Origin of the sequence: Rossellomorea sp. y25 (assembly GCF_038049935.1) — a bacterium.
In the GTDB taxonomy this organism is placed as follows: Bacteria; Bacillota; Bacilli; order Bacillales; family Bacillaceae_B; genus Rossellomorea.
On sequence record NZ_CP145886.1, the window covers coordinates 1112013 to 1135917 of the forward strand.

At 45.0% G+C, this 23905-nt stretch carries 14 protein-coding genes, 1 pseudogene and 1 riboswitch; of the genes and pseudogenes, 11 read left to right on the forward strand and 4 right to left on the reverse strand.

Annotated elements, in window-relative coordinates; genetic code table 11:
- Positions 1–6: 6 nt before the first annotated feature.
- Positions 7–858, reverse strand: coding sequence for an STAS domain-containing protein (locus AAEM60_RS05560; protein ID WP_299745944.1), 852 nt, complete (start codon positions 856–858; stop codon positions 7–9).
- Positions 859–1084: 226 nt separating this feature from the next.
- Here AAEM60_RS05560 and AAEM60_RS05565 point away from each other — a divergent pair, with 226 nt between their 5' ends.
- The 5 genes from AAEM60_RS05565 (at position 1085) to AAEM60_RS05585 (ending at position 9644) form a co-directional block, all read left to right on the forward strand.
- On the forward strand, positions 1085–3148 hold the full coding sequence (locus AAEM60_RS05565) for a sigma-70 family RNA polymerase sigma factor (protein ID WP_341357633.1): 2064 nt from the start codon (positions 1085–1087) through the stop codon (positions 3146–3148).
- A gap of 214 nt (positions 3149–3362) precedes the next feature.
- Positions 3363–5270, forward strand: coding sequence for a PTS mannitol transporter subunit IICBA (locus tag AAEM60_RS05570; protein ID WP_299745950.1), 1908 nt, complete (start codon positions 3363–3365; stop codon positions 5268–5270).
- 85 nt (positions 5271–5355) lie between these two features.
- The gene (locus tag AAEM60_RS05575) at positions 5356–7425 is read left to right on the forward strand and encodes a BglG family transcription antiterminator (RefSeq protein WP_341357634.1); all 2070 of its coding nucleotides are present in this window, start codon (positions 5356–5358) and stop codon (positions 7423–7425) included.
- 5 nt (positions 7426–7430) lie between these two features.
- Positions 7431–8570 carry a mannitol-1-phosphate 5-dehydrogenase gene (locus tag AAEM60_RS05580; protein ID WP_299745955.1) on the forward strand — a complete coding sequence of 380 codons (1140 nt, stop codon included), beginning with the start codon at positions 7431–7433 and terminating at the stop codon, positions 8568–8570.
- Between the two features lie 417 nt (positions 8571–8987).
- Positions 8988–9644 (forward strand): 2OG-Fe(II) oxygenase, encoded by a 657-nt coding sequence (locus AAEM60_RS05585; RefSeq protein ID WP_299745957.1) that lies wholly within the window; start codon positions 8988–8990, stop codon positions 9642–9644.
- A 36-nt stretch (positions 9645–9680) separates the two neighbouring features.
- Here AAEM60_RS05585 and AAEM60_RS05590 read toward each other — a convergent pair whose 3' ends face one another.
- On the reverse strand, positions 9681–10640 hold the full coding sequence (locus tag AAEM60_RS05590; RefSeq protein ID WP_299746059.1) for a multidrug resistance efflux transporter family protein: 960 nt from the start codon (positions 10638–10640) through the stop codon (positions 9681–9683).
- Between the two features lie 92 nt (positions 10641–10732).
- Between AAEM60_RS05590 and AAEM60_RS05595 the strand changes: the two genes are divergently transcribed.
- The 6 genes and pseudogenes from AAEM60_RS05595 to AAEM60_RS05620 all read left to right on the forward strand — a co-directional run bounded on the left by AAEM60_RS05595 (position 10733) and on the right by AAEM60_RS05620 (position 21143).
- On the forward strand, positions 10733–11323 hold the full coding sequence (locus tag AAEM60_RS05595; RefSeq protein ID WP_341357635.1) for an XRE family transcriptional regulator: 591 nt from the start codon (positions 10733–10735) through the stop codon (positions 11321–11323).
- Positions 11324–11680: 357 nt separating this feature from the next.
- Positions 11681–12217, forward strand: a complete 537-nt coding sequence (locus AAEM60_RS05600) for a sigma-70 family RNA polymerase sigma factor (protein ID WP_299745963.1) — start codon at positions 11681–11683, stop codon at positions 12215–12217.
- Positions 12198–13598 (forward strand): DUF4179 domain-containing protein, encoded by a 1401-nt coding sequence (locus AAEM60_RS05605; RefSeq protein WP_341357636.1) that lies wholly within the window; start codon positions 12198–12200, stop codon positions 13596–13598. Before AAEM60_RS05600 ends, AAEM60_RS05605 begins: the two co-directional genes overlap by 20 nt.
- A 119-nt stretch (positions 13599–13717) precedes the next feature.
- A riboswitch (Lysine riboswitch) is annotated at positions 13718–13894 on the forward strand.
- 115 nt (positions 13895–14009) lie between these two features.
- Complete coding sequence (lysA, locus tag AAEM60_RS05610) at positions 14010–15296, forward strand: diaminopimelate decarboxylase (RefSeq protein WP_341357637.1); 1287 nt, start codon at positions 14010–14012, stop codon at positions 15294–15296.
- A 43-nt stretch (positions 15297–15339) separates the two neighbouring features.
- Positions 15340–16578: pseudogene (locus tag AAEM60_RS05615) on the forward strand (dicarboxylate/amino acid:cation symporter).
- 839 nt (positions 16579–17417) lie between these two features.
- The gene (locus AAEM60_RS05620) at positions 17418–21143 is read left to right on the forward strand and encodes a S8 family serine peptidase (protein ID WP_341357638.1); all 3726 of its coding nucleotides are present in this window, start codon (positions 17418–17420) and stop codon (positions 21141–21143) included.
- 192 nt (positions 21144–21335) lie between these two features.
- On the opposite strand, the gene AAEM60_RS05625 is transcribed toward AAEM60_RS05620, so the two are convergent.
- Both AAEM60_RS05625 and AAEM60_RS05630 read right to left on the reverse strand, forming a co-directional pair.
- Positions 21336–22574 carry a S8 family serine peptidase gene (locus AAEM60_RS05625; protein WP_341357639.1) on the reverse strand — a complete coding sequence of 413 codons (1239 nt, stop codon included), beginning with the start codon at positions 22572–22574 and terminating at the stop codon, positions 21336–21338.
- Positions 22575–23115: 541 nt separating this feature from the next.
- On the reverse strand, positions 23116–23871 hold the full coding sequence (locus AAEM60_RS05630) for a DUF1836 domain-containing protein (protein ID WP_299745975.1): 756 nt from the start codon (positions 23869–23871) through the stop codon (positions 23116–23118).
- Positions 23872–23905: the final 34 nt, after the last annotated feature.

Genomic DNA, 23905 nt, shown 5'->3' on the forward strand with positions numbered 1-23905 from the left:
TATATATTATGTTCTTGGGTTGATGCTGTATCCCAGGCTCTTCAAAGCATGGAGTAACGTAGAGTGAATATGCAAAGATCCAAGGGGGATGCCGAGTTGAACGGCAGTTTGTGCGATGGCTGGCCTGATTCCCGTGATGACAGGATCGACCCCCACCAAAGTCAGGGTGTTCATAAGTTCAAAGATTTTCTGGGCGACCATGGTGTCGATGACAGGCACGGCTGAAAGGTCCACCACCAAATGCTGGATTTCCTTTTCCACACACTTCTCTAGGGCATGCTCCATGATATACTTTGCCCTCGTTGTATCAATATCCCCGACCAGTGGGAGTATCGCGATCGTATTGGATAATGGAATAATGAGTGAGCTCAATTCATTAATGAGTCCCATTTGATCCTTGAGTCTGCTTTCATAATGAGTCTTGTAGGATATAACAAAGGTTTTTATCACTTCATCAAAGATGGAATGGTAGTTTTCAATCATGGCATAGCGGGCTTCCAGCAGAAGATCTTCATTTTCCATCAGCCAAGCTTTCATAAATTGAAAATAAACTTTCCTGAAACGGTGAAATTGTTCAAGCACCTTATCGATACTTGTCCCGTCATTCACACGCTCTTTGGCAATGAGATTCGACCACTTTAAAAGCTCGTTCGAAAGTTTCTGTTCTTCATCGACCAACGCCTCGGTTATATAGAGTATAAAGCTTCCTGACTCCTGCCTAAGTTTTTCTTCAATTTCTTTCGGTGCGTTCACATTAAAGATGGAAAATTGATCGACTTCCCGCAACTGTAACCATTCACCGATGATCTCATCCGACTGCAAGTGAAAAAAATCCATCAACTTGTCCTTTGTTTTCATCTACATCCTCCAGACTCTTTCATAGACTAATAAATGACTCTTCAGTAAAAAAAATATATTGAAATGGAATAAGTTAGTCAATTGTATTTGATCGTGTTTGCCAGAATTTTGTCTGGGAATTCGTCTTCCGTTTTTTTTAACCCAAACACACACCCTTTATATGGTAAAATGGAATTACATGTTTTATTTTGGAATATTTCGTTTTTTTTAGGAGGGGAATACATATATGGTCACAACGCAAACAGCTCCCTTTTTGATCAGCAGGATGAGGGAAAAGGACTTGGAGTCGGTAATGGATTGGTTTGTACAGCGTAACCAGTCATTCTATGCCCTTGGACGGATATATGTAAATAAGCAAGAGGACCTGGAAGAGATATTTTATCGTTCAATCAACATGATACATAATGAATTACACCGTTTGAAAAAAGAACCTTCATTTGACTCGTGGGCTGTTTCTCATTTTATACATAATGGTCGGGATCTTTCTAAAGATAAGAGTTTCCGGGTTTCAGAAGGACAGAATCATGATGATGCGCTCTTTCAGGCCATACATCAATTGGAGTGGGATGAAAGGGAAGCGATTGCTTTATTCTATTTCAAGGAATGCTCTTATGAGGAAGTTGGGCGTATTCTTGATATTTCAGAAGAGAAGGTAAAATCTGTTTTATTTTCAGCTATACGAAAGCTTCGGAAAGAATTGGGCCACGGTTCTTTCGAGGGCTGCCCGGAATACCATAAGCATTATCTTGATTACTTAGGTAGAACGATGGATCGGCCTGGAAAAGTAGAGTTTGAGATGCATATTTACCATTGTCAGGGCTGTCAGGAGGATTTGGCCACCTTTCAGGAAGTGGCACTGACTCTGACAGGAATGACAGATGCCATGGAGATCCCTGTTGGATTCATGGAGAAGGTCAAGAATAAGGTGGAAGAAAGAGAAGCGCGCAGGCAACGGAAGATAAAGAAACGGAAGTCGATTTGGCTTGCCTTCGCAGGTATTTTCGCAATGATCGTTTCGATTGGATTCGTGACAGGTGGATTCTCCAGCCTCTACTATGCATGGACGGAAGAGGATGAACAATTGCGTGCCATTCTCCAGCATGATCTGGGGGAAAGGTTGAATCTCGAGTCGGAAAGCAATGGGGTGAAGATCACCATCAAGAGTGTCGTCGCCGATGATGTACAGACCCTTGTCTTTTATGAAATAGAGGATACCGAGGAAGACAATCGCTATATGATGAATGCTCATGAAGGAGTCCATATCGAGAATGAATACGACGTCATGAGGCGTGATGTGCAAAACATGTTCTATTCTCCTCCTGTCGATCAGGATGAAATACAAAATGAAGAGAAAAATGTGTATAAAGGTACCATGAGTCTCCTGCCGGTTTCGATGGACAGCGGAACCATTAAATTGAATGTGGCAAGACTCATGCAAGTAGATCCGGACACTCGAAAAGGTGAGTATTTCAGTAGGGAGATGACATTTGCGGAAGGGGACTGGAGCTTTGACATTCCGTTTACAAAGCAGTCATCCCGGGTGCATAAGCTGGATAAGGAAATCGACATTGACGGAATTCCAGTCCGCCTGGATAAGCTTACGATCGCGCCGACTACGACGCTCCTCCAGTACAGCTTTCAGAATCAAGGCGGGGACAGAAGGATTGATGTCATTACCTTTGATTCCATTGAATCGGATAAGGAGAGAGTGAAGGCAGACCTCTTTGGAGGGAATATGTACGTTGAATCCTTTGACCAGGAGGGATGGAGTGCCTTTACATCAAGCTTTGACACCTTATATTTTGAAAATCCAAAAGAAGTTGACATACTGTTTGATTCCATTCATTTATCTGTAGACGATCGGAAAACCATCCCACTTGATAATCTCAAGGACCTGCCCGAGGCATTCGAGTATCAAGGGAATACCATTACCATTGATGAAATTCAGGCAGGAAATCCGGCGAAGGTGATTCTTACGCATGATGTATCGAAGGATCGTGCCTATGAAAGAGTGCACTATGGGTTCTCCAGCGATTATTTGATGAATGAAAATACTTCAATTGGAGTTAGTGATGGCGATGGGGTATTGATGGACAAAAACGGCAAGATCCATGAAATCGATGTATATGAGTATGATAAATTGGATCAACCCCGCTACTTCGAGAAGGAACAAACCATTGAATTTTATAACGATTCGTCCAGGGAAGATGTAAACTTGACCAAGCTTGAAATAGGGGGCTACAGCACAACGAAATATGTGGATGACCAGGTGAAGGTGAAGTTGGATTAAGAAGATAGAAGATAAAAAGAGGGACGGACCTCCTGCTTTTAGAGCAGGAGGTCCGTCCCTCTTAAGTGAGAATAACTTCCGCGGCCAGAGAAACAATAGGTTTGTCGTGACAAGGGTGACAAAGTTAGTTTTCATCTTTCTTGAAACCGTCACCATCCGGAGCCTATGATGAATATAAGAAAAATGATTATTCAAACATGAAAGGATGAGAGAAGTGGCTCAATCGAATATGAAAGTCGCGGTACAAAAGTTTGGTAACTTCCTCAGTTCAATGGTTCTGCCTAATATTGGCGCTTTTATCGCTTGGGGTTTAATTACAGCGTTGTTCATACCAACTGGGTTCTTTCCAAATGAAAGCCTTGCCAAACTGGTAGGGCCGATGGTTACGTACCTGTTACCGCTCTTAATCGGGTATACAGGAGGTAAGCTCGTACACGACCAGCGCGGTGGGGTCGTGGGTGCGATTGCGACAATGGGTGTCATTGTCGGTGCACCGGATACACCGATGTTCTTAGGTGCCATGGTCATGGGTCCTCTTGCGGCTTACGTGATCAAAAAGTTCGACGGGGCAATCGAAGGGAAAATCAGAGCAGGATTTGAAATGCTCGTCAATAACTTCTCAGCAGGTATTCTTGGAGGAATCCTTGCGATCCTGGCATTCCTTGGTGTAGGACCTGCCGTGGACGCATTTACGAATCTACTAGTCTCAGGTGTAGACTGGCTTGTGGCAGCTGGACTGCTTCCTTTAACAAGTATCCTGATCGAACCTGCAAAGATTTTATTCTTAAATAATGCCATCAACCACGGTGTACTATCACCGATCGGATTGGAGCAAGTTCAACAGGGTGGAAAATCGATTCTTTTCCTATTAGAAGCCAACCCGGGACCAGGTCTTGGAATTCTACTGGCGTTCATGTTCTTTGGAAAAGGAACAGCAAAGCAATCTGCATCTGGAGCAGGAATCATTCACTTTTTCGGTGGGATTCATGAAATTTACTTCCCGTACGTATTAATGAAGCCGATGCTGTTTGTTTCCGTCATCCTTGGTGGAATGAGTGGAGTGTTCACCCTTGTTTTATTAGGTGGAGGATTGGTATCACCGGCATCACCAGGTAGTATCCTTGCGATTACCGCGGTTACCCCTCCAGAAGGAATGGCGTATCTGGCAAACTTTGCAGCCGTCTTTGTGGCAGCAGCCGTTTCCTTCATCGTGTCTGCCATCGTGTTGAAATCAAGCAAAACGACAGATGAAGACATCGAAGGCGCAACGAAGAAAATGCAGGAAATGAAGGGCAAGAAAAGTTCTGTAGCCGGACAAGTAAGCCAAGGAACAATGCCTGAAGAAGTAAACAAAATCGTCTTTGCCTGTGATGCAGGGATGGGCTCTAGTGCTATGGGGGCTTCACTCCTCCGTAAGAAAGTGAAGGCGGCAAAACTCGACGTCAGCGTAACGAATACATCCATCAGTAACCTTCCATCTGACGCTCAAGTGGTCATCACACAGGAAGAACTGACGCCGCGGGCGAAAAATAAGCTTCCGAATGCTTATCACATTTCCGTGGATAATTTCCTATCCAGTCCGGAGTACGACAAGCTGATTGCGAGTCTTCAGGACGGAATCACGGGTGAGCAGGCAGAGGTTGTGGAGGATGCAGAGGAAGAAACGGTGAACGCTGAACCGAATGCTGATCATGATGATGATCTACTGCTTGAAGAGAACATCTTCATGAATCAGTCTTTTGCCACAAAAGAAGAGGCGATCCGGTTCGCAGGAGAAGCTCTGGTCAAAGCAGGATACGTGGAAGACAGCTATGTAGATGCTATGATTGACAGAGAAGGAATCACATCTACTTATATGGGTAATAATGTAGCCATTCCACACGGTACGGAAGACGCGAAGAAAGCCGTCATCAAGTCCGGATTCACGGTCGTTCAAGTTCCGGACGGCGTGGACTTCAACGGTGAGAAGGCGAAGATGATCTTCGGTATCGCCGGCAAGGACGGCACACATCTGGAAATCCTTTCAGGGATCGCCGTTGTCTGCTCCGAGCAGGAAAACGTCGACAGAATGGTTCTGGCCAAGTCAGCCAAAGAACTGAAGGACATCATTAATAGCAACTAGAACAATCATTCAGAAAGGTAGGATCCCTGCCTTTCTGTTCTCATTTGTATTGATAAAAGCTAATTCAGGGAAAAGAGTGGAAAGAATGTTTATTACATCAAGGGAAAAATCCATCATTGAATTGATCGTAAAAACATCGGGAAAACATACCGTGTACTCTCTTTCTGCATTCTTGAATGTGAGCGGGAGAACCGTTCAGCGCAACCTGAAATCCATCGAAAGCATTTTAAAACAGTATCATTTAGAACTGAAGCGGACGGGCAATGAAGGACTGTTCATCGACGGGAAGAATGAACACATCTATCGCTTGATCCAGAATCTTGCGGAAGTGAATCCGACCGATGAAACACCTGAAGAGCGAAAACTGGGTTTATTGATCATCCTTCTCCATGAAGGATCTTCCTTCAAAAAACAGGTCCTTGCACAGCAGTTGGGGATCAGCGTCACGACTCTCACTTCTTATCTCGATGAAATCGCAGATTGGCTGCAAAAATACGGCATCACCCTGACAAGGAAACGAGGGGTGGGGGTGGAGCTTACCGCAGATGAAGCCGACAAACGTCATGCACTGGCAAGCTTCTTCCTCGTCTATTTTTATGAAGTCATCATCGAGACCCTGTATGGGATGCAAAAGGGGAATCACCTAGATGAGCCGGTGCTGGGGTATTTCAAACCGGACTATTTACTCGCTGTCGACCGGGTGGTGAACCAACACTTGGCAGAGGGGCAAATCACCTTGACGGACAGTGATTATATCGGTCTTGTTGTGTATACCTCCCTGACGATACAACGAACCGAAAAGGGCTTCGAATTACAGAAATATGAGCAAGCGGAGGATCATGATTCTACTGAAAATCAGCTGATGGACATGATTTACAGGGAACTGAAAGATAAGCTTTCCATACCCATGACCAATCGGGATGTCCAATTTTTGACCGTTATTTTAAAAGGATCCAAAGTTCAGGATCCCGACGTTGTTTACTATGACAGTATCCTCCTTGGCCATCTCATCAAGAATGTCATCAAGGATGTATCGGAAGACCTCCATGTGGATCTGTCCGATGACTTTTCCCTTTTCCAGGGCCTGCTTGCCCATATGGGACCGTCCATCTTCCGCCTGCAGCAGGAGCTGGATCTTTTCAATCCATTGACGGATGAAATCAAGAAGAAATATCCCGTGTTATTTTTAGCAGTGAAAAAGAGTCTTGAAACGGAATTCAAGGATATTTCTTTTCCCGATGATGAGGTCGCCTTCATCGTCCTTCATTTCGGATCGGCCATGCTGATGAATGAAGAGAAGGTGAACATCCAAGCGGTGGTCGTCTGTCCGACAGGGATCGGGACGTCCAAGATGCTCGCCAGCCGCATCCAGCGGGAACTGACGATGATCAACAAGGTGGAAATCCTGTCGATCAAGGATTTTCAGAGTGCAAACCTTGATGACTACGATATTGTCATTTCCACGGTCAGGCTCCCCTTTACGGAAGTGGAGTATATTCTGGTAAGCCCGTTATTGAGCGAGAAGGACATCGGATTCATCCAAAGCTATCTGCAGAATAATGTTGAAAAGCTGACGAGGAAGAAATACTTGAAGCCAGCGCCGCGATCGGTTGAGAAAACCGAGGTCAGGATGCTCCTTCAGGAAATCAAGGATGTCCACTCCAGCATGGAAGCCATCCTCACCAATTTCCGGGTGTACCGGAAGCAGTCGACGGGAAGTCACTTCAGGATCCTGAATGAAATGGTGGAACAAGCGGAACAGGACGAACTTCTTCAACACACGCATGTGGTCATGCATCAGCTGATCGAAAGGGAGAAAAAAGGCGGACTCGGGATTCCGAAGACGAATATGGGCCTCTTCCATTGCCGTGACCACAACGTGAAGAAGCTGATCTTCCAGGTGGCCCATCTGGATGAACCTTGTAAGATCAAAGGGATGGACGGTGGGGAAATGGAGATGAAAAGCCTTCTCCTCATGCTTGCCCCTGAAGAATTGAGCAGGAGGGAACAGGAAATTCTCAGCCTGATCTCTACAAGCTTAATCGAAGATCACCGGTCGATGATGATCTATTCGTCCACGAACGAAGCGGTCATTTTAAAGAAATTAGAAGAAATCTTTTTGGACTACTTACAAACTAATTTGATAAAGGAATGATGATGTTGAAACAAACGGTACATTTTGGAGCAGGAAACATAGGCAGAGGGTTTATCGGAGCATTATTCACACAATCAGGTTACCACGTGACCTTCGTAGACATCGCCGAGCAGGTGATCAACAAGCTGAATGAAGAAGGACGCTACGAAGTGAAACTCGCCACGGAAACGAAGGAAACCGAAACAATCGAGAATGTATCCGGACTGAACAACCTTCATCAAGAAGGGGAAGTCATTGAGACGATCGGACAATCCACCTATCTGACGACGGCGATCGGACCGAATATCCTTCCACGGATCGCTCCCCTGATCGCCAAAGGGATCGAAAAACGCATCGCCTCATCAGATGAGCCGTTATACGTGATTGCATGTGAAAATCAGATCGGTGCCACTGATATATTAAAGAATCATATTATAGAAAATCTTGATGAGAAAACGATTGCGATGCTTGAAGGAAAAGTCTACTTCTTCAATTCAGCCGTCGACCGCATTGTACCGATTCAAGATCAGAGCTCACTAGATGTACTCGTTGAACCGTATTACGAATGGGTGGTTGAAACAAAAGAAACAATCCCGCCTGTTGAAGGCATGACGATTGTAGACGACCTTGCTCCATTCATCGAGCGTAAGCTGTTCACGGTGAATACAGGCCATGCGGTCATTGCGTACCTTGGTTACCTGCAAGGCAAGTCAACGATCGATCAGACATTGGCCGATGAAGCCATTGCCGAGCAGGTCAAGGAGACACTGAAAGAAACAGGTGCCTACCTTGTGAAGCAATACGGACTTAATGAAAACGAGCATCTTGCTTATATTGATAAGAACATCGTACGCTTCAAAAATGCTTACCTGAATGATGATGTCAGTCGTGTGGGACGGGCGCCGATCCGCAAGCTGGGTCCTGATGACCGCTTGATCCGACCGACGACAGAGGCTCAAAAAGCGGGGCTCTCTTATGCCTACCTTGCCAAAGCGATTGCTGCAGCGCTATTGTTTGACAATCCTGAGGATGAACAAGCGGTTGAAATCCAGGGCATGATCAAGGAACACGGACCTGCCCATGTATTGAAAGAAGTGAGCGGACTGGATCCGGATAGCGAGATTGTGAAGGAAGTATTGGTTCAGTATGAAGGTTTGAAGGAATAAAATGGGATCGGCTGTCGAACTTGATTCGGCAGTCCATTTTTTTGGAAGGAAGACGCAGAGGAATCGACGCATAAATTTTAAAAAGACGCATACTTTCGAAATTTGATGTATAAGAGGAAACCGGCGCATAAAACCCATCCGTGTCTTTTCTGTGACGTCCCCGCAACCGCGCCAATCCTACAATCCCCTTCATTCCCATCAGACCCCTAATTTTTCATCAAAAAAAAGATAGAATTCCCCTCATCACGGGTGTAAAATATATAAAAATACACACGCAGGAGGAAACCGCCAGCCAAAATAAAGACTACAGTTATGCCTATTGTTGCTATCGTTTTTTCTAGATTGGAAGAATCAAAGGGTGCTTCCACCAATATAAAAATTCAGAATGTTAAAAATACGATAAGAGGTTGATGAAAGTTGGCAATGGATAATACTGAAATAGCTGTAAAGGAACAAACGATTTTCCACCATACGGGGAATAAGATCAAGACGGACGACCGGGAGATTCAGATCATCGCGAAAATGGAAGAGCCGTTGATCGTCGTTCTTGGAAATGTGTTGAGCCATGAAGAATGTGATGAACTCATTCAGCTTTCCAAGGATCGGGTCGAGCGCTCGAAAATCGGTAACACACGCACAGTGGACGAGCTTAGAACGAGCAGTTCAGTGTTCCTAGAGGAGAATGAACACGACGTCGTGTCTTGTATCGAAAAACGGGTCTCTCAGATTATGAATATACCCGTGGAGCACGGGGAAGGTCTTCAAATCCTTAACTATAAACCGGGTCAGGAATACAAGGCTCACTTTGACTTCTTCTCGGCCTCATCAAGACCGGTGAAGAATCCGAGAATCAGCACCCTCGTGATGTACTTGAATGACGTAGAGGAAGGCGGGGAAACGTACTTCCCTAAATTGAATTTCTCTGTTTCTCCGCAAAAGGGGATGGCGGTCTACTTCGAATATTTCTATGATAACCAGGAGCTGAACGACTTGACGCTTCATGGCGGCGCACCGGTTGTCATCGGGGATAAATGGGCTGCTACCCAGTGGATGAGAAGAAAGGTATTTAAATAAAGTGAAGGAGGAGCATCCAGGATGCCCCTCCTTTTTTTAGCTGACGGATTTAACGGCTTTGACCATTCCGGTATTCATTCTTTTCACGTTTATGGTGTGGATGATCATTCCCGTGATGATCAGGAGGATGCCGATCAGGGCTATTCCTGATGGAAGTGGAACGGACAGGATCGCCGCTTCTCCTATGATGACAAACAGGATCTGTGTCGATTGGGTCGCTTCCACTGCGGCAAGTTTCCCGGGAGTGTGCCTTGCCTGATTCGTGGCGATGAAGAACAGGGACGTCGCAATCACACCTGAGCATATGGCGACAATAAAGGATTGTATCACTTGCTGCTCGCTTGGTGCCCCAACCTCGAAGAACGCATAGCATCCTAAGATCAGCCAGAAAGGAGTGCTTGCGATCGTCATCCCGAGCACACGTTGGAAGGTATCAAGCTTGCCACCGCACACCTCCATCATTTTCCGGTTTCCAAGAGGATAAGCAAAGGCTGCGATGATCACAGGTAAGATCCCAACGGCCATTTCAGAAAAGGACAATCCACTGGCATTTTCCTGTTGAATGAAGAGAACCCCAACTAAAATGATGGAGGATATGGCCAAAGCTCTTTTTTGAATGGTATGCCTGCGCCTGGCCGGCCCGGAAGTATAAAATAAAGGAGCGAGTAAGATGCCTGCGACGATGGTAAACTGCCACGTGCCCGCTACAAGCCAACCCGGTCCGTACGCAGCCGCATAGGTGATAGGACCATAAAAGAGGACAAACCCGACAAAGCTCCACGTCAGCCATTCGAATGGTTTCTTCTTCATTTCAATCCAGACTTGATTTATATTCTTCCGTAAACCTACAATAAGGAATAGGAAGGGTAGCATGAACAGGAATCGCAGGGATGAACTCCACATCCAGCTTCCACCAGCGAGCTCCATGGACCGGTTCAGAATAAAGGTAACGGCAAAGAACATAGATGAAATGACACCGAGAGCAAGCTCTTTGATGATGAACACTCCTTTCCAATACATATACTATAGTTTATTTTTTATATATTATAATATACTTACATACGTTGTCTATAGAAAGAGGTAGGATTATGAGTAATGACGGTTTGACTTGGCAGGACCCGGAAAAATTGGCTAGGCACGTCGGGATGACACTGAGACATATACGACATGAGCGTGGGCTAAACCTCCAGGAACTCGCAGCTATGACCGATGTCAGTACTTTGACTTTGGGCAAGATCGAAAGGGGAGAGGCGAATCCATCTTTGACGATCATATGGAAAATTGCGAACGGACTCGCGATCCCCATTTCGGCCCTTCTCGTGGAAAAACAAGAAGTCCAGATTTCCCGGAAAAATGAAGGGAGCAAAGTGATCAGTGCCAATGAGTCCTTGACCCTGGAACCGATGTTTACTTCCTCTGGCTACAGCTCATTGGAAACCCACAGGGCCTTCCTGAAACCGGACAGTGAGTACCGTGCGGATGCCCACCAGCCCGGGGTGATTGAATTTGTAACCGTTATGGAAGGAAAAGTACGTGTGAAGGTGCAGGATGAAGTATTCGAGCTCAGTCAGTATGACTCGATCAAATTCCATGGGGATAAAGGCCATAGTTACATGAATATGGAATCAATAGAAGCGGTCCTCCACTTTGTGATGATCTATACGGGACGGGCGGATTGAAGCTTATCGAGACGGATAAGCTTTTTTTAGTGAAAAGCATTACGATGGAAGATAAAAAAGGATTTTTCAACCTTTCTTTGGCTTTTGGATCATTTTCATTCAATCTTGGTGGAGGATGACCCCATCCTACTTAATTGCGTCGAAATCGTCCATGATTGCGTCATTTTCAAGGTGAATTGCGTCATGATCGAAGTAATTGCGTCGATTTCAAATTTATTGCGTCGTTTTTCATAGTTTATGCGTCTTTTTGAAATAAATGGTAACTACCCTCAGTCTACATCGCATGACACCCCATAAAAAATTCCTTGAAACTTTTCCCGCCTCACCCGACTCTAATGAATGACAGGAGGTTAATCAATGGATGTGAAACTCGTAAAAAGAGCAATCAAAGGGAATGAACAGGCATTTGAAAGGCTGATCCACTCAGAAAGCGAGAAGCTGTACAGGACGGCATTTCTATATGTAAGAAATAAAGAGGATGCTCTCGACGTGGTGCAGGAAACGGTTTGTAAAGCATTCACCTCGATAGCCCGTTTGAAGAACCCAGAGTATTTCAGCACCTGGCTGATCAAGATCCTGATACATACGGCATACAGCATGTTGAAGAAACAAAACCGACTGGTCCTGACGGGGGATGAGTTTCTAGACAACACTCTCGTCTCAGAAGAAACGGATATAGAAGGGCGGATCGACTTGATTACGGCCATGGCGTCTTTGAATCAGCACTATCAAACCGTCATTATCTTATTCTACTTCCAGGGTCAGTCGATCAAGATGATATCCGATACGATGGGTACGCCTGAAGGGACGGTCAAGACGTATCTTCACCGGGCGAAGCTGGAATTGAGAATGCTGCTGGAAGGAGTGAATCAGTATGGACAAAAAATGGTTTGAGGAAGAAATGAACAGCATCGAGGTACCAAAAGAAAAGGTTTTTGAGGCAATTTCAACAGGAATCCAAGAAGGCAGAAAACAAAAGGTCCGGAAAAAAACGGTCAAGATAAGTGCCGCATTTACCACCGCTGCTGCCTCCATGGTACTCGTATCGGGCTTCCTGTTCTCACCTGTGAACAATGCACTGGCCAAACTGCCTGTACTGGGTGCCATTTATGAAAAAGTCGGTTCGGATGTCGGAAAAGAACTCTATTTCAGCGATAAAGTGACGGAAGTTAATCAGGCCGCCACTTCCAACGGCGTCGATGTGACAATCACAAGCACATATTATGACGGGAACGTCATCGGAGTCACCTTCAAGGCGAAGGGTGATGACCTTTCCATCGAACATATGGACGAAGGGAATCGTCCGGTGAGCGGCTACAGCTATCATCTCTTCGACGGTAAGGATCAGAATCAATGGGGATCGGGAAGTTCGGGTCTTAAAAAAGACGGGGATGAGTTCATAGGCTCGATCGAATTTTACCGGGATGGGAAAGAACCGCCGGAAAACTTCACGCTTCCGTTAACGTTCACCCATATGGCAGATGTGAACGGTACCTGGACCTTTGATGTACCGGTCAAGAGGATTCCATCTGAAAAGATCAAAACAGATGTAAGGACAGAATCGCCCAATGGGGAATTTGAGCTGCAAGTAACATCTGTCACTAAAGGAAAAGCTACGACTACGCTGGAGTATACCTATTCGGTGGAGTCCGAGAAGGATACGTTAAATCTGATTGTGTTTGATGACTTAGGGAACCGGTTATCAAAGTCCAGTGCAGAGACACTAAATATCAAAGAAATTGACGGTTATTATCAAAAGACTGTCAGGGAGCTGTTCACGAGTAAACTCAGTGATAAAGCACAGTCGCTGAAAGTCCAGGCTGATATGGAGCGAGTAGATGAAGACGGCATCAACTCACTGAAGGATTCACCTCCATTCCAGGTGAAGAGCCCTCGTTTTGGTTATCAGGTCACGGTACAAGATATCCAAAACGCAAAAGGGAAGGTGACAGTCGATTTCACCATTGATCATATCAAAGAGAAACAATTCCAATATGACATATTAAAGAGCTTTGCTCAATTCGTTCAGGTGATCCCATCAAAAGATATTAAAAGAAATGCGAAGGATGAACTGGATTATAATGAGATGCTGAATCATATGATCAGAAGTGCTAAAACGAAAACAGTGGATAAGGATACTCTCCGTTATCAATCCACGTTTACATTGCCTCAGGATGCCAACCTTGAGGACTACTCACTGATTGTCCCATTCGAGACATTGAGCAGAAATGATAAGCCGGTCAAAATGAAACCGTTCGAAATCAATCTGAAATAAAATGATCCACGAAATCCCCGGGCTACTTCCGGGGGTTTTGCCTATTTCTCTTTCAAAAACCAATTGACAACTATTTTAAGAGAGTGGTATAGTAATTCAAACAAAATAATACGTCACTCTCTGATAATAGAGGCGCGAGTATGATGAGTATCTTCTTTGAGAATAATGGATTCCGGGATAAGAAGGGAAAGGCAGATCGCCGAAGCAGAAAATAGCCAATTCTATTTTTTGTTGGGCCAGCATTGAAGAAATGTTGGACTGTCACAATGAAAAAGTTGTGGAGAACTATTGAAGAGATGTTAATACATAGTCTTCATTATGTTTCCAAAACTTTTGATGATAAACCGTATGAGCATCGCTTCATACGGTTTTTTTGTGTTTTTTTAGAGAGAGTCAAAAGGAGTAAAGGATATGAGTACAGTTGATGTGAATGTTCGTGGAGATCTTGAAATCGGAGGAATGAGCACGGGTGAGTTGGTGGAGACCTATGGCACGCCTTTAATGGTTTACGATGAAGGAATGATTCGTGAAAATGCCCGACTTTTCCGTAATGCCTTCAACGAAAGCGGATTGCAGTTCCAGGTGGCATATGCGAGTAAAGCGTTCCTATGTAAAGAGATGGTGCGCCTGGCAGAGCAGGAGGAGTTATCACTGGATGTTGTATCCGGCGGGGAATTGTATACGGCCCTTGAGGCAGGTTTTCCAGCGGAGCGTATTCATTTTCATGGGAACAACAAGTCAGAAGAGGAGCTACTCATGGCACTTGAGGCTAAAATCGGCTGCTTTGTTGTCGATAGTTTCCTAGAGCTTGAACTGCTGCATGATCTGGCCAAGGAGCGTGAGCAGCAGGTTCAGATCCTGATCAGGGTCACGCCAGGTGTGGAAGCCCACACCCATGAGTACATCACGACGGGACAGGAGGATTCGAAATTCGGATTCAGCATTTCCAACGGACAGGCGAATACGGCGATTCAGTTAGCTCTCCACAAGCCGTACTTCTCATTACTCGGTCTGCATTCACATATTGGATCTCAGATTTTCGAACGGGAAGGGTTTGATCAGGCGATTCAAGTACTGGCAGATTTCCTGCAGCGGATCCGGATCGAATTTGATGTGACTATACCGGTGCTGAATATCGGCGGAGGATTCGGTGTCCGGTACACGGAAGAAGACCAGCCCCTGCCGATTCCAACGTATGTGAAGGGCATTACCGATAGTGTGAAGACCTATTTCACCAAGAATGAATATCCGCTCCCTGAAGTATGGGTGGAGCCGGGACGAAGCATGGTGGCTGAAGCTGGGACGACCTTGTATAAAGTGGGGTCGAAGAAAATCATTCCCGATGTGCGCACGTACGTCGCGATCGACGGGGGGATGACGGACAATATTCGCCCGGCCCTCTATCAGGCGAAATACCATGCGGTGCTTGCCAATCGTCCCCATGAGGAATGCACGGAGCTTGTGAGTATTGCCGGGAAATGCTGCGAATCCGGTGACATGCTGATCTGGGACCTGATGCTGCCACCGACGAATTACGGTGATATTCTGGCCGTGTTCAGTACAGGAGCCTACGGGTATTCCATGGCGAGTAATTATAATCGGATTCCAAGACCGGCTGTTGTGTTTGTAAAGGATGGGGAATCACGGGTCGTGATCGAGCGTGAATCGTATGCTGATTTAGTTCGGAATGACCGGTAAAGAATAATCCACCTTACAATCATAATGAAGAGGAGAACATAGAATGAAAAACATATTTAAAACGTACGGATTAGCCATCACACTACTCGCATCCATTATCATAGGATCCATTATCGGACTGACCATGGGAGAGAAAGCAGAAATGTTAAAACCCTTGGGAGATATCTTCCTGAATCTCCTCTTTACGATCGTGGTACCCCTGGTTTTCTTTTCGATCTCATCGGCGATCGCCAATTTGGAATCGAAAGGTCAATTTAAGAAAATCATGCGCAGTATGCTGGTGATATTCCTGATCACCACGATCATCTCGTCTGTGTTGATGATTGTGGGAGTGAAGGTTTTTTCCCCGACGGAAGGTATTACCATCAGTCTGGACTAGTCAGTTGAAACAGAAGACATCCAATTGGGGGACCAAATCGTCCAAACCTTTACTGTGGATAATTTCATTGAATTATTTACACGGGAGCATATGCTGCCCCTTATCTTGTTTTCAGTGGCACTCGGATTTGCCACGAATCGACTGGGGGAAAAAGCAGAGCCATTGAAAAAAATCCTACAGGCAGGGGCCGATGTGAGCATGAAGTTGGTATCGTATATCATGTATTATGCCCCAATCGGTCTGGCTGCCTATTTTGCTACATTAGTAGGAACGTTCGGGGCAAGCTTACTATCTTCTTATTTGCGTTCTTTCCTATTGTATTTAGTGATAGCGGTGATTTACTTTGTAGTGGTTTTCTCCTTCTATGCCTTTGTGGCAGGAGGGAAAAGAGGGGTGAGAGGCTTTTGGAAGCATAACCTTTTACCTGCGGCAACCGCAATCGGAACACAAAGCTCAGTGGCAACCATTCCTGCCAATCTGGATGCAACGAAAAAGATGGGGGTATCCAATGCCGTTCGAGAAACGGTCATTCCTATTGGAGCGTCGATTCATAAAGACGGCTCGGCCATGGGGGCCATCTTGAAAATCGTCTTTGCATTTGGCGTTCTGGGCATTCCTTTTGAAGGGCTTGATACGTACCTTATAGCGGTATTGGTCGCGATTATCACCGCAATCGTCATGGGGGGGATCCCTGGAGGAGGACTGATTGGTGAAATGTTCATCATCGCCGCCTACGGGCTGACGCCGGAAGTGCTTCCGTTATTAGCGGTGATCTCAACTATAATCGATATTCCGGCTACGTTACTGAACGCAACAGGAGACAACGCAGTAGCCGTGCTGGTCGAACGATTTACTAAGAAAAAAACCATTGCCGGCAGGAAAGACATAGAATCGGTAGCGTAGATAGGACAAGGGGACAGGTAAACTGATAACTAGTCATTCATCATTCAAGTGACCTCTACGCATTCATTTTTCAACTAGCTATTTCACACGAGTTGGGACATAATGATGGATCTAATATCCCGTTCGGAAAGTCTCTATTAATGCAAAATAGGAGCAGGTTGAACCCTTTGTGGTTCCGCCTGCTCTTTTTCTATTTATCCTTTTTTTCACAGAGCTGCATGAAAAGATGATGAACTTCACTCGGCGACATCATGCCCCGAGTGATTAATATTAAGATGTTCGACTTTATGAACGAGTAAAGCCTCATGTATTGCTGATTCTATTTATCCTCCCTTGATCTCTTCTATTATATATTTTTAGGGGACTTAAGACGGATGGAGAGATGCTGATGCGTTTGTACTAATGAAGGACCTTTCATTTCTCTCACAGAATGTGTTCTTTGTTCCGTCCTCTCAATTTACTCGATTTCACCACTTTCTATTTAGATTTAATGCTCAAAAAAATGTGTCAATATTCACAAAAAAGTTGAATGTAATCCACCATTCTCTTTGTGGCTAGTTCCCTACTCCCGAAAAATAACCCCAATTGAGAAAGGGACGGACTTAGACTTACAATTCAATTAACCACATAGCGTCTACACGACTTCAAGATACCTTACCTATCACATCCTCAGAACTTCAAAAAACGATCTTTATTTGGAGGTGATGATTGATTTGCATTCTAGTAGTCTTTCATTCTTTAAATCATTTTAGTAGGACTACATACCTTCTTCATTTTTTTCCCCAACAAGAGTCAACTTTTAAGAATCCATCAACATTTAATAGAATAGGAGAATGTTCATGAAAAAGCTTAACTTGAAACCACTTCTCGTTGGATCGATTGCCGCTACGATGATTTCAGGCACTATGTTTCAAGTGGATGCCCAAAGTGTCTCTTCCAAAGATGCTGATCCCACACAGTCAACAGTCGATGTGAATACGGCCATCAAGGGGGAGCACACCGTCACCCTTATCACAGGTGATGTGGTCAAGGTATCCACTCTGGAAAACGGCAAACAAATCATCAACGTGGAGGCTGCTGACAAGAATGGCGAAGGTGTCAGGGTCATGACCATCAAAGACGACACTTTCGTATTCCCGAACTCTGCCATGCCTTATATGGCTGCAGGTAAAATGGATGAAGACTTATTTAATATTACGAAATTGATTGAGTACGGGTATGATGATAAGAATCAAGCGTCTGTACCTGTCATCGTAGAATACAAGGAAACCAAGGCGAAGACTTTCTCAGCAGCTCCGGCGCCAAAAGGATCGAAGAAAGTGAGAGACTTGGAAAGCATTAATGGAGCGGCTCTTTCTGCCGAGAAAAAGCAGGCAGTAACATTCTGGAAAGACGTCACTGCTCAAAGTGAAAAGAAAGAAACGGAGAAAGCACCCTTATTTGAATACGGCGTTGATAAAATCTGGCTGGATGGCCGTGTAGAAGCAGCCCTTGATCAAAGTGTACCGCAAATCGAAGCCGATTCGGCTTGGGAACAAGGCTTTACAGGAGAGGGAGTCAAGGTTGCCGTACTTGATACTGGAATCGACTCGGAGCATCCGGATATAGCAGGTCAGATTGATGATGCTGTAAGCTTCGTACCTGGTGAAGAAGTGAAGGACGTCAATGGTCACGGAACCCATGTTGCCTCTACCGTTCTTGGAACAGGCGCAGGCGATGGAAAACATAAAGGTGTTGCTCCCGATGCCCGATTACTAGTTGGAAAGGTATTGAGTGATCAAGGATACGGGCAGGATTCCTGGATCATCGACGGAATGGAGTGGGCCTCAGAAAATGCCAAAATCGTCAATATGAGTCTTGGAAGCGATATGCCAAGTGATGGGACAGACCCAATGGCAGAAGCGGTGAATCGATTGACAAATGAAAATGGAACCTTATTCGTCATTGCTGCCGGCAACAGAGGCGGGGAAGGTACAATCGGATCGCCTGGTGCAGCTGATGCAGCCTTGACGGTTGGAGCAGTGGATAAAGAGGATGAACTGGCGTATTTCTCTTCCAAAGGTCCACGCTATGGGGACATGGGACTCAAACCGGATCTTTCAGCTCCTGGTGTGGGAATCGTCGCGGCTCGTTCTCAATATTCCAGTGGAACTGGAGATTATAAAAGTTTAAATGGTACATCAATGGCGACTCCTCATGTGGCGGGTGCAGCTGCCATTTTAGCTGAAAAGCACCCTGATTGGGACGGCACTACATTAAAACAGGCTCTGATGAATACGACAAAGAAGCTTGATGGTTACCAGCCTTATCATGTCGGTACAGGCCGGGTGGACATAGCAGCTGCCCTGGATACACAGGTAAGAGCAACAGGCTCGGTCTCATTCGGATTCTTTAAATGGCCTCATGATCAAGCAGCTCCAGTAGAAAAGGTAGTGACCTATACAAATGATAGTGAGGAAGAAATCACTCTTGAACTTGAATCAGCCTTTACAAATGCGGAGGGAGAAGAGGCACCAAACGGCATGCTCACAATCTCTGATCAAACCGTTACGGTTCCTGCAGGAGGAACGGTGGACGTGAATGTAACACTCGATTCAACGCTTGGTGAAACTGGATCCCGATACCAAGGGTTCCTGACAGCCAAAAAAGACGGAACAGAACTCGTACGCACAGCGATGGCGATGGTCAAGGAAGAAGAGCGTTATCCACTCACCTTGAACGCAACCGATCGTGACGGTTCGAAAGGACAAGCTTATGTCGTACTGTTCAGTGAAAAAATGGAGCCTGAAGTAGTGGGCGTAGATGGAACCCTCGAGCTTCGACTGCCACCTGGCACTTATTCCGCTATGTCTCTCATGGATGTCGACATGGATACGGATCACGCAGGAGTAGCCCTTGTCGGAAATCCGGAAGTGAAGCTTGACGGACCTAAAACAGTCGAGTTGGATGCACGAAAAGCGAAGGAAATCAAAGTAGAGGTACCGAAGAAAACAGAAGCGAATTACCAACGTATGGAGTACCATCAAACCATCGGTGATATGCCAATGACAAGTTTATACTTAATGCCGGTGTGGATCGATAAACTATATGCCGTACCGACCAAGGAAGTGCAAAGTGGATACTTCGAGCAGCTGACACGCTGGCGCCTGACCAAGCCACTATTGACGATCAATTTTAACGGAAAAGAATTGGATGATATCCCGTTGGCAGGAAGTACATTATTGGATGGAAAGTACAATCTGACTACGGTGTATGCCGGAAAAGGAAGCGCTGCTGACTTTGATCGATTAAAGGCAAAAGGAAAGGCAGTCGTAGTGGACCGGAATGCAGAAGTGAGCGTTTCACAGCAAGCAACAAATGCCGCGGCTGCAGGAGCGAAGCTGGTTATCGTTGTGAATAATGAAGATAAAGAATTCAGCGTTTATGCAGGAACTCCTGAATACACAGACAATCCATTAGCTGTTGCTGCTATCAGCAAAAAAGAAGGGGATAAGCTTGTAAAGGCGGTCCGTTCAGGGAATATTAAGCTTAAGGTGGAAGGGAACACTGATTCTCCATACGTGTATGACCTGATGGATGTCCATGAAGGATCCATCCCGAAGGACTTGACTTATGCACCAAAAGGCAAGGATTTAGCGAAAATAGATACGCGCTACAATTCACATCTTGAAACGGATGGAGGGGAATTCCGCTTTGACCTCCGTCCACATACAAGAGGAGCGGTAGGTTTCCTTCAAAAGGTTTCACTCCCTAGTGCCCGTACAGAATATGTTTCCGCAACAGAAGACACAGGATGGTATCATCAGGCCAACGTACTGGATGAGGGGTGGCAGGTCCGTCAACCGCTGAAGTCGTATGATGGAGGGGAGAAAATGACAGAGAACTGGTTCTCACCTGTAGTCCGTCCAAGTCTCGGAGATGGTTACTGGCCGCCGAGAAGACAGGGTGATTCCCTCCAAATCAATGTCCCTGCATGGGCTGATGCCGGAACAGGGAACACAGGCGGGACAGAATGGGATGTATCTTTCCAAAACCAGACCTCTCAGTTATACAAAGGGGATACGTTACTGAAAGAAGGAAAGGGACAGGCGTTGAATGTTTGGGACGTCTTACCACAAGAACGTACCCAATACCGATTCATCACAGATGCCAAACGTGATGAAAACCGCTGGAATACATCCACCCGCACACATACGGAATGGACCTTCTGGACGGAAAAAACAGAGAACTGGATGGAAGACCTCCCGTTCCTGACCCTTGATTACCAAGTGGATACAGATGTCAAAGGGGATGCCTTATCCAATCGTCCGACAAGTCTTGAGCTAACTGTAGGTAAAGTGAAAGAGGCTGTAGGCTACGGAAATGTAGAAGGTGCAACCCTGGAGGTATCGTTCAATGAAGGGAAGACCTGGAAGAAAGTAAAACTTAACCAAGAGGGGGATACGTTCAGCGTAACCATTCAAAACCCCAAAAACGCAACATCTGTTTCATTGAAGGCAAGTGCTTGGGATGATGAAGGAAATAAGATCACTCAGGAAATCATCAAGGCGTATGGATTAAGGTAGTTTTAGTAAAGAAGATGCCTATTTTTAGGGGCATCTTCTTTTACTTTAGTAAGACGGAAACATCTTTTAGAATGTTATTTTAGCAGAGGTGCAGAATGACAGATAGAGAAATAAGAAAGGGGACTACCTGAAATAAAGGAAGTCCCCATAAAGATTATTAAAATGTACATTATGGTTTCAATCACCTAAAAATCAGTTGACTGTCGGGAAACCAAATCCTGAAGCATAGTCATCACCTGTTGCAGCACCGGAGCCGCCCAAAATATCATTGCTCTTAGCACGATTTTGGATTTCGGCACGAAGCTGGGGTGCAGATAGGCTAGGGTTTGCGGCCCAAATTTTTGCAGCTAACCCTGAGACATGTGGGGTAGCCATGGAAGTTCCACTGATTGTATGGTATGTTCCATCAAACCATGTAGATTCGATTGCTCGCCCTGGAGCAGAAACCTCTATATCACGCACCCCGATGACATAGTCCCCATCCGTATTTGGGTTTCCACGAGAAGAAAAGTCAGCTACACGATACGTTCCATTTTCCTGAACATCTTCAAGTGCAGCTACTGCTACAGCATTTACCAGGGCTCCAGGATAACCTATGGTGTTTGCACTTGGACCTGAGTTACCTGCTGCCGCTACGACTAATACGCCTTTGTTATAAGCGTAATTAACTGCATCCGTTATAAGTGGGCTTTCGGAACTGGAGCCCAGTGACATGGAAATTACCGTTTTTACGTTTAAGCGATCTGCTTCGTCTGCGGCATAACGAATCGCTGCTGCGATGTCATCCGAATAGCCTGAACCACGATCATTCAATACCTTATATGCCCAAAGCTTTGCATCAGGAGCTACACCGTAAATCCCATCGCCGGCTCCGCCATCAGCAAGGACCGTTCCGGCTACGTGAGTACCATGCCCGTTTTTATCTTCACAAAAGTTTGTAACAAGATTGGATTTTCTCTGTGAGAAGTCATTACATTGTTCAACGTTATTCGTAAGGTCAGAGTGATTTGTATTGGCACCGGTATCAAGTACGGCAACTTTAATTCCACTGCCTCCGGATGTTGTATTAATTGTCGGGTCCTCATACATAGCTTCAATTCCCCATGGTGTTTGGTCGATCGGTGCAGCAGTTGCTGTTCCGCCAGGCTTGGCAGCCAGTGAAACTTCCTCCACAAGCTTTACTGACAGGTTTTTATTCTTTTGAAGTGCATTGAACTGTGCTTCAGTCACTTCAGTGGAGAAACCACTTTGGTCGAAACTCCAGCGAACGCCGTAATTCTGCTTAGCATTATTTACTGCTTTTTCATTTGTTGAAGAAATGAGTACACGAACCTTTTCAGAGTTTTCAACCGCATCAACCGGACTTGTGTAGGCCGGTGCAACCAATAAAGCACTTAAGACGACGCTCCCTAAAATCTTTCCTACTTTCATTTCCAACATCCTCTCCTTTTATTTGTTACAATATTTACCCCACTTAAACGAATTGCGAAGAACGCGCTCCTCCCCACTAAAACGTTATTACAAGAATCATAGTGATGGGCGACTAAACCAATATGTAATGAATCTTGCAGATTAATCGTAACAAAATCTTATTATTAACTGAATAAGTCGAATTTTCTGTAAAAGTAAAATATTAGGATGCTGAAAAAATGAATGTTGAATTAATGCGTTATTTATGAAAATTTTCATTATAACCAGAAGGAATTGGTGTTTCTTTATAGGGATTAAGTCATGTGTTTTTTCAACCCATTATTGAAACTTTTTTAAGAATGGTTGTTTAGAAGTGGAATCGACAAATTCATGGAGTGTTTTTATCCCATTTGATTATGGAGGAAGGAGGAGAAGGGTTATTATCATCACTTGATCTGATGCGGAAAGTATTGAAAATTAACCGGCACTCTATTGTTCGGAATGCCTGAAGGATAATAAAAAAATCAAAAAATGCCTGACCCCAGAGATGGTCAGGCACTTGTTAATTGATTCCCTGCAAAGTTAAGGCAGCCTTCACATACTTCTTCGTGGCAGCCTGGTAAAAAGCCGACTGTACAGTAAACACAGAAACGATCAACACATTCAGGACAATGTTGAGGTTCTCTTCTTTAACCCCTTCAAATGAAGGGAACAGCCGCTTACATTCTTCCTTAATAAATTGATCGATCAACTCATTGACTGAACCAGTAGCGGAACCTTTCATTGTTGGCAACGAACGATGATGAATTTTATCAAAGACGGAAGAGTAGGCAGCGTATAAATCGGTGGGGTTTACAATGTCATCTGTACGGTCTTCTATGTTGTTGAACACAAGGGTTAAAACCTTTCGAATGGATTCAAAATCTAGCGTTGCTTTTAGATCTTCAACGATGAATAGCATGGCAGCTTGTTCGATGGTATATTTCTTTCCGAATTGCGGAGATCCAATCAGCTCTTTCACATCACGCTTCACCCAGTTTTGGACGGTACTTTGGGGGAAGTTGGTGAATTCGATTTGATTTCCAAGAGAGACGATTTCATTTAGAGAGAAGCCGATTTCACGTTTAGTCGGTTTGATGATTTTTTGAACGATAGGAGGCATATCGCTTGAGATGAAGGACTCGACTGATTTTTCATCATTATGACTAATGTTCCACGCATCTTGTAGTACCATGAGCGGGGTACGGTAGGTTGTCCCGTTTAGGGATAATAGCAAGTCGGCCATATTTTTACGTGTCAGGTTAAACGTTTTCATCATGAACACCCTGTCTTTTTCCAATTATCTTCTTTAA

Excerpts from the sequence above, each read along its gene's own strand:
- AAEM60_RS05560 (WP_299745944.1), bottom strand. The coding sequence starts at position 858 with ATGAAAACAAAGGACAAGTTGATGGATTTTTTTCACTTGCAGTCGGAT.
- AAEM60_RS05565 (WP_341357633.1), top strand. The coding sequence starts at position 1,085 with ATGGTCACAACGCAAACAGCTCCCTTTTTGATCAGCAGGATGAGGGAA.
- AAEM60_RS05575 (WP_341357634.1), top strand. The coding sequence starts at position 5,356 with ATGTTTATTACATCAAGGGAAAAATCCATCATTGAATTGATCGTAAAA.
- AAEM60_RS05595 (WP_341357635.1), top strand. The coding sequence starts at position 10,733 with ATGAGTAATGACGGTTTGACTTGGCAGGACCCGGAAAAATTGGCTAGG.
- AAEM60_RS05600 (WP_299745963.1), top strand. The coding sequence starts at position 11,681 with ATGGATGTGAAACTCGTAAAAAGAGCAATCAAAGGGAATGAACAGGCA.
- AAEM60_RS05605 (WP_341357636.1), top strand. The coding sequence starts at position 12,198 with ATGGACAAAAAATGGTTTGAGGAAGAAATGAACAGCATCGAGGTACCA.
- lysA (WP_341357637.1), top strand. The coding sequence starts at position 14,010 with ATGAGTACAGTTGATGTGAATGTTCGTGGAGATCTTGAAATCGGAGGA.
- AAEM60_RS05620 (WP_341357638.1), top strand. The coding sequence starts at position 17,418 with ATGAAAAAGCTTAACTTGAAACCACTTCTCGTTGGATCGATTGCCGCT.
- AAEM60_RS05625 (WP_341357639.1), bottom strand. The coding sequence starts at position 22,574 with ATGAAAGTAGGAAAGATTTTAGGGAGCGTCGTCTTAAGTGCTTTATTG.
- AAEM60_RS05630 (WP_299745975.1), bottom strand. The coding sequence starts at position 23,871 with ATGATGAAAACGTTTAACCTGACACGTAAAAATATGGCCGACTTGCTA.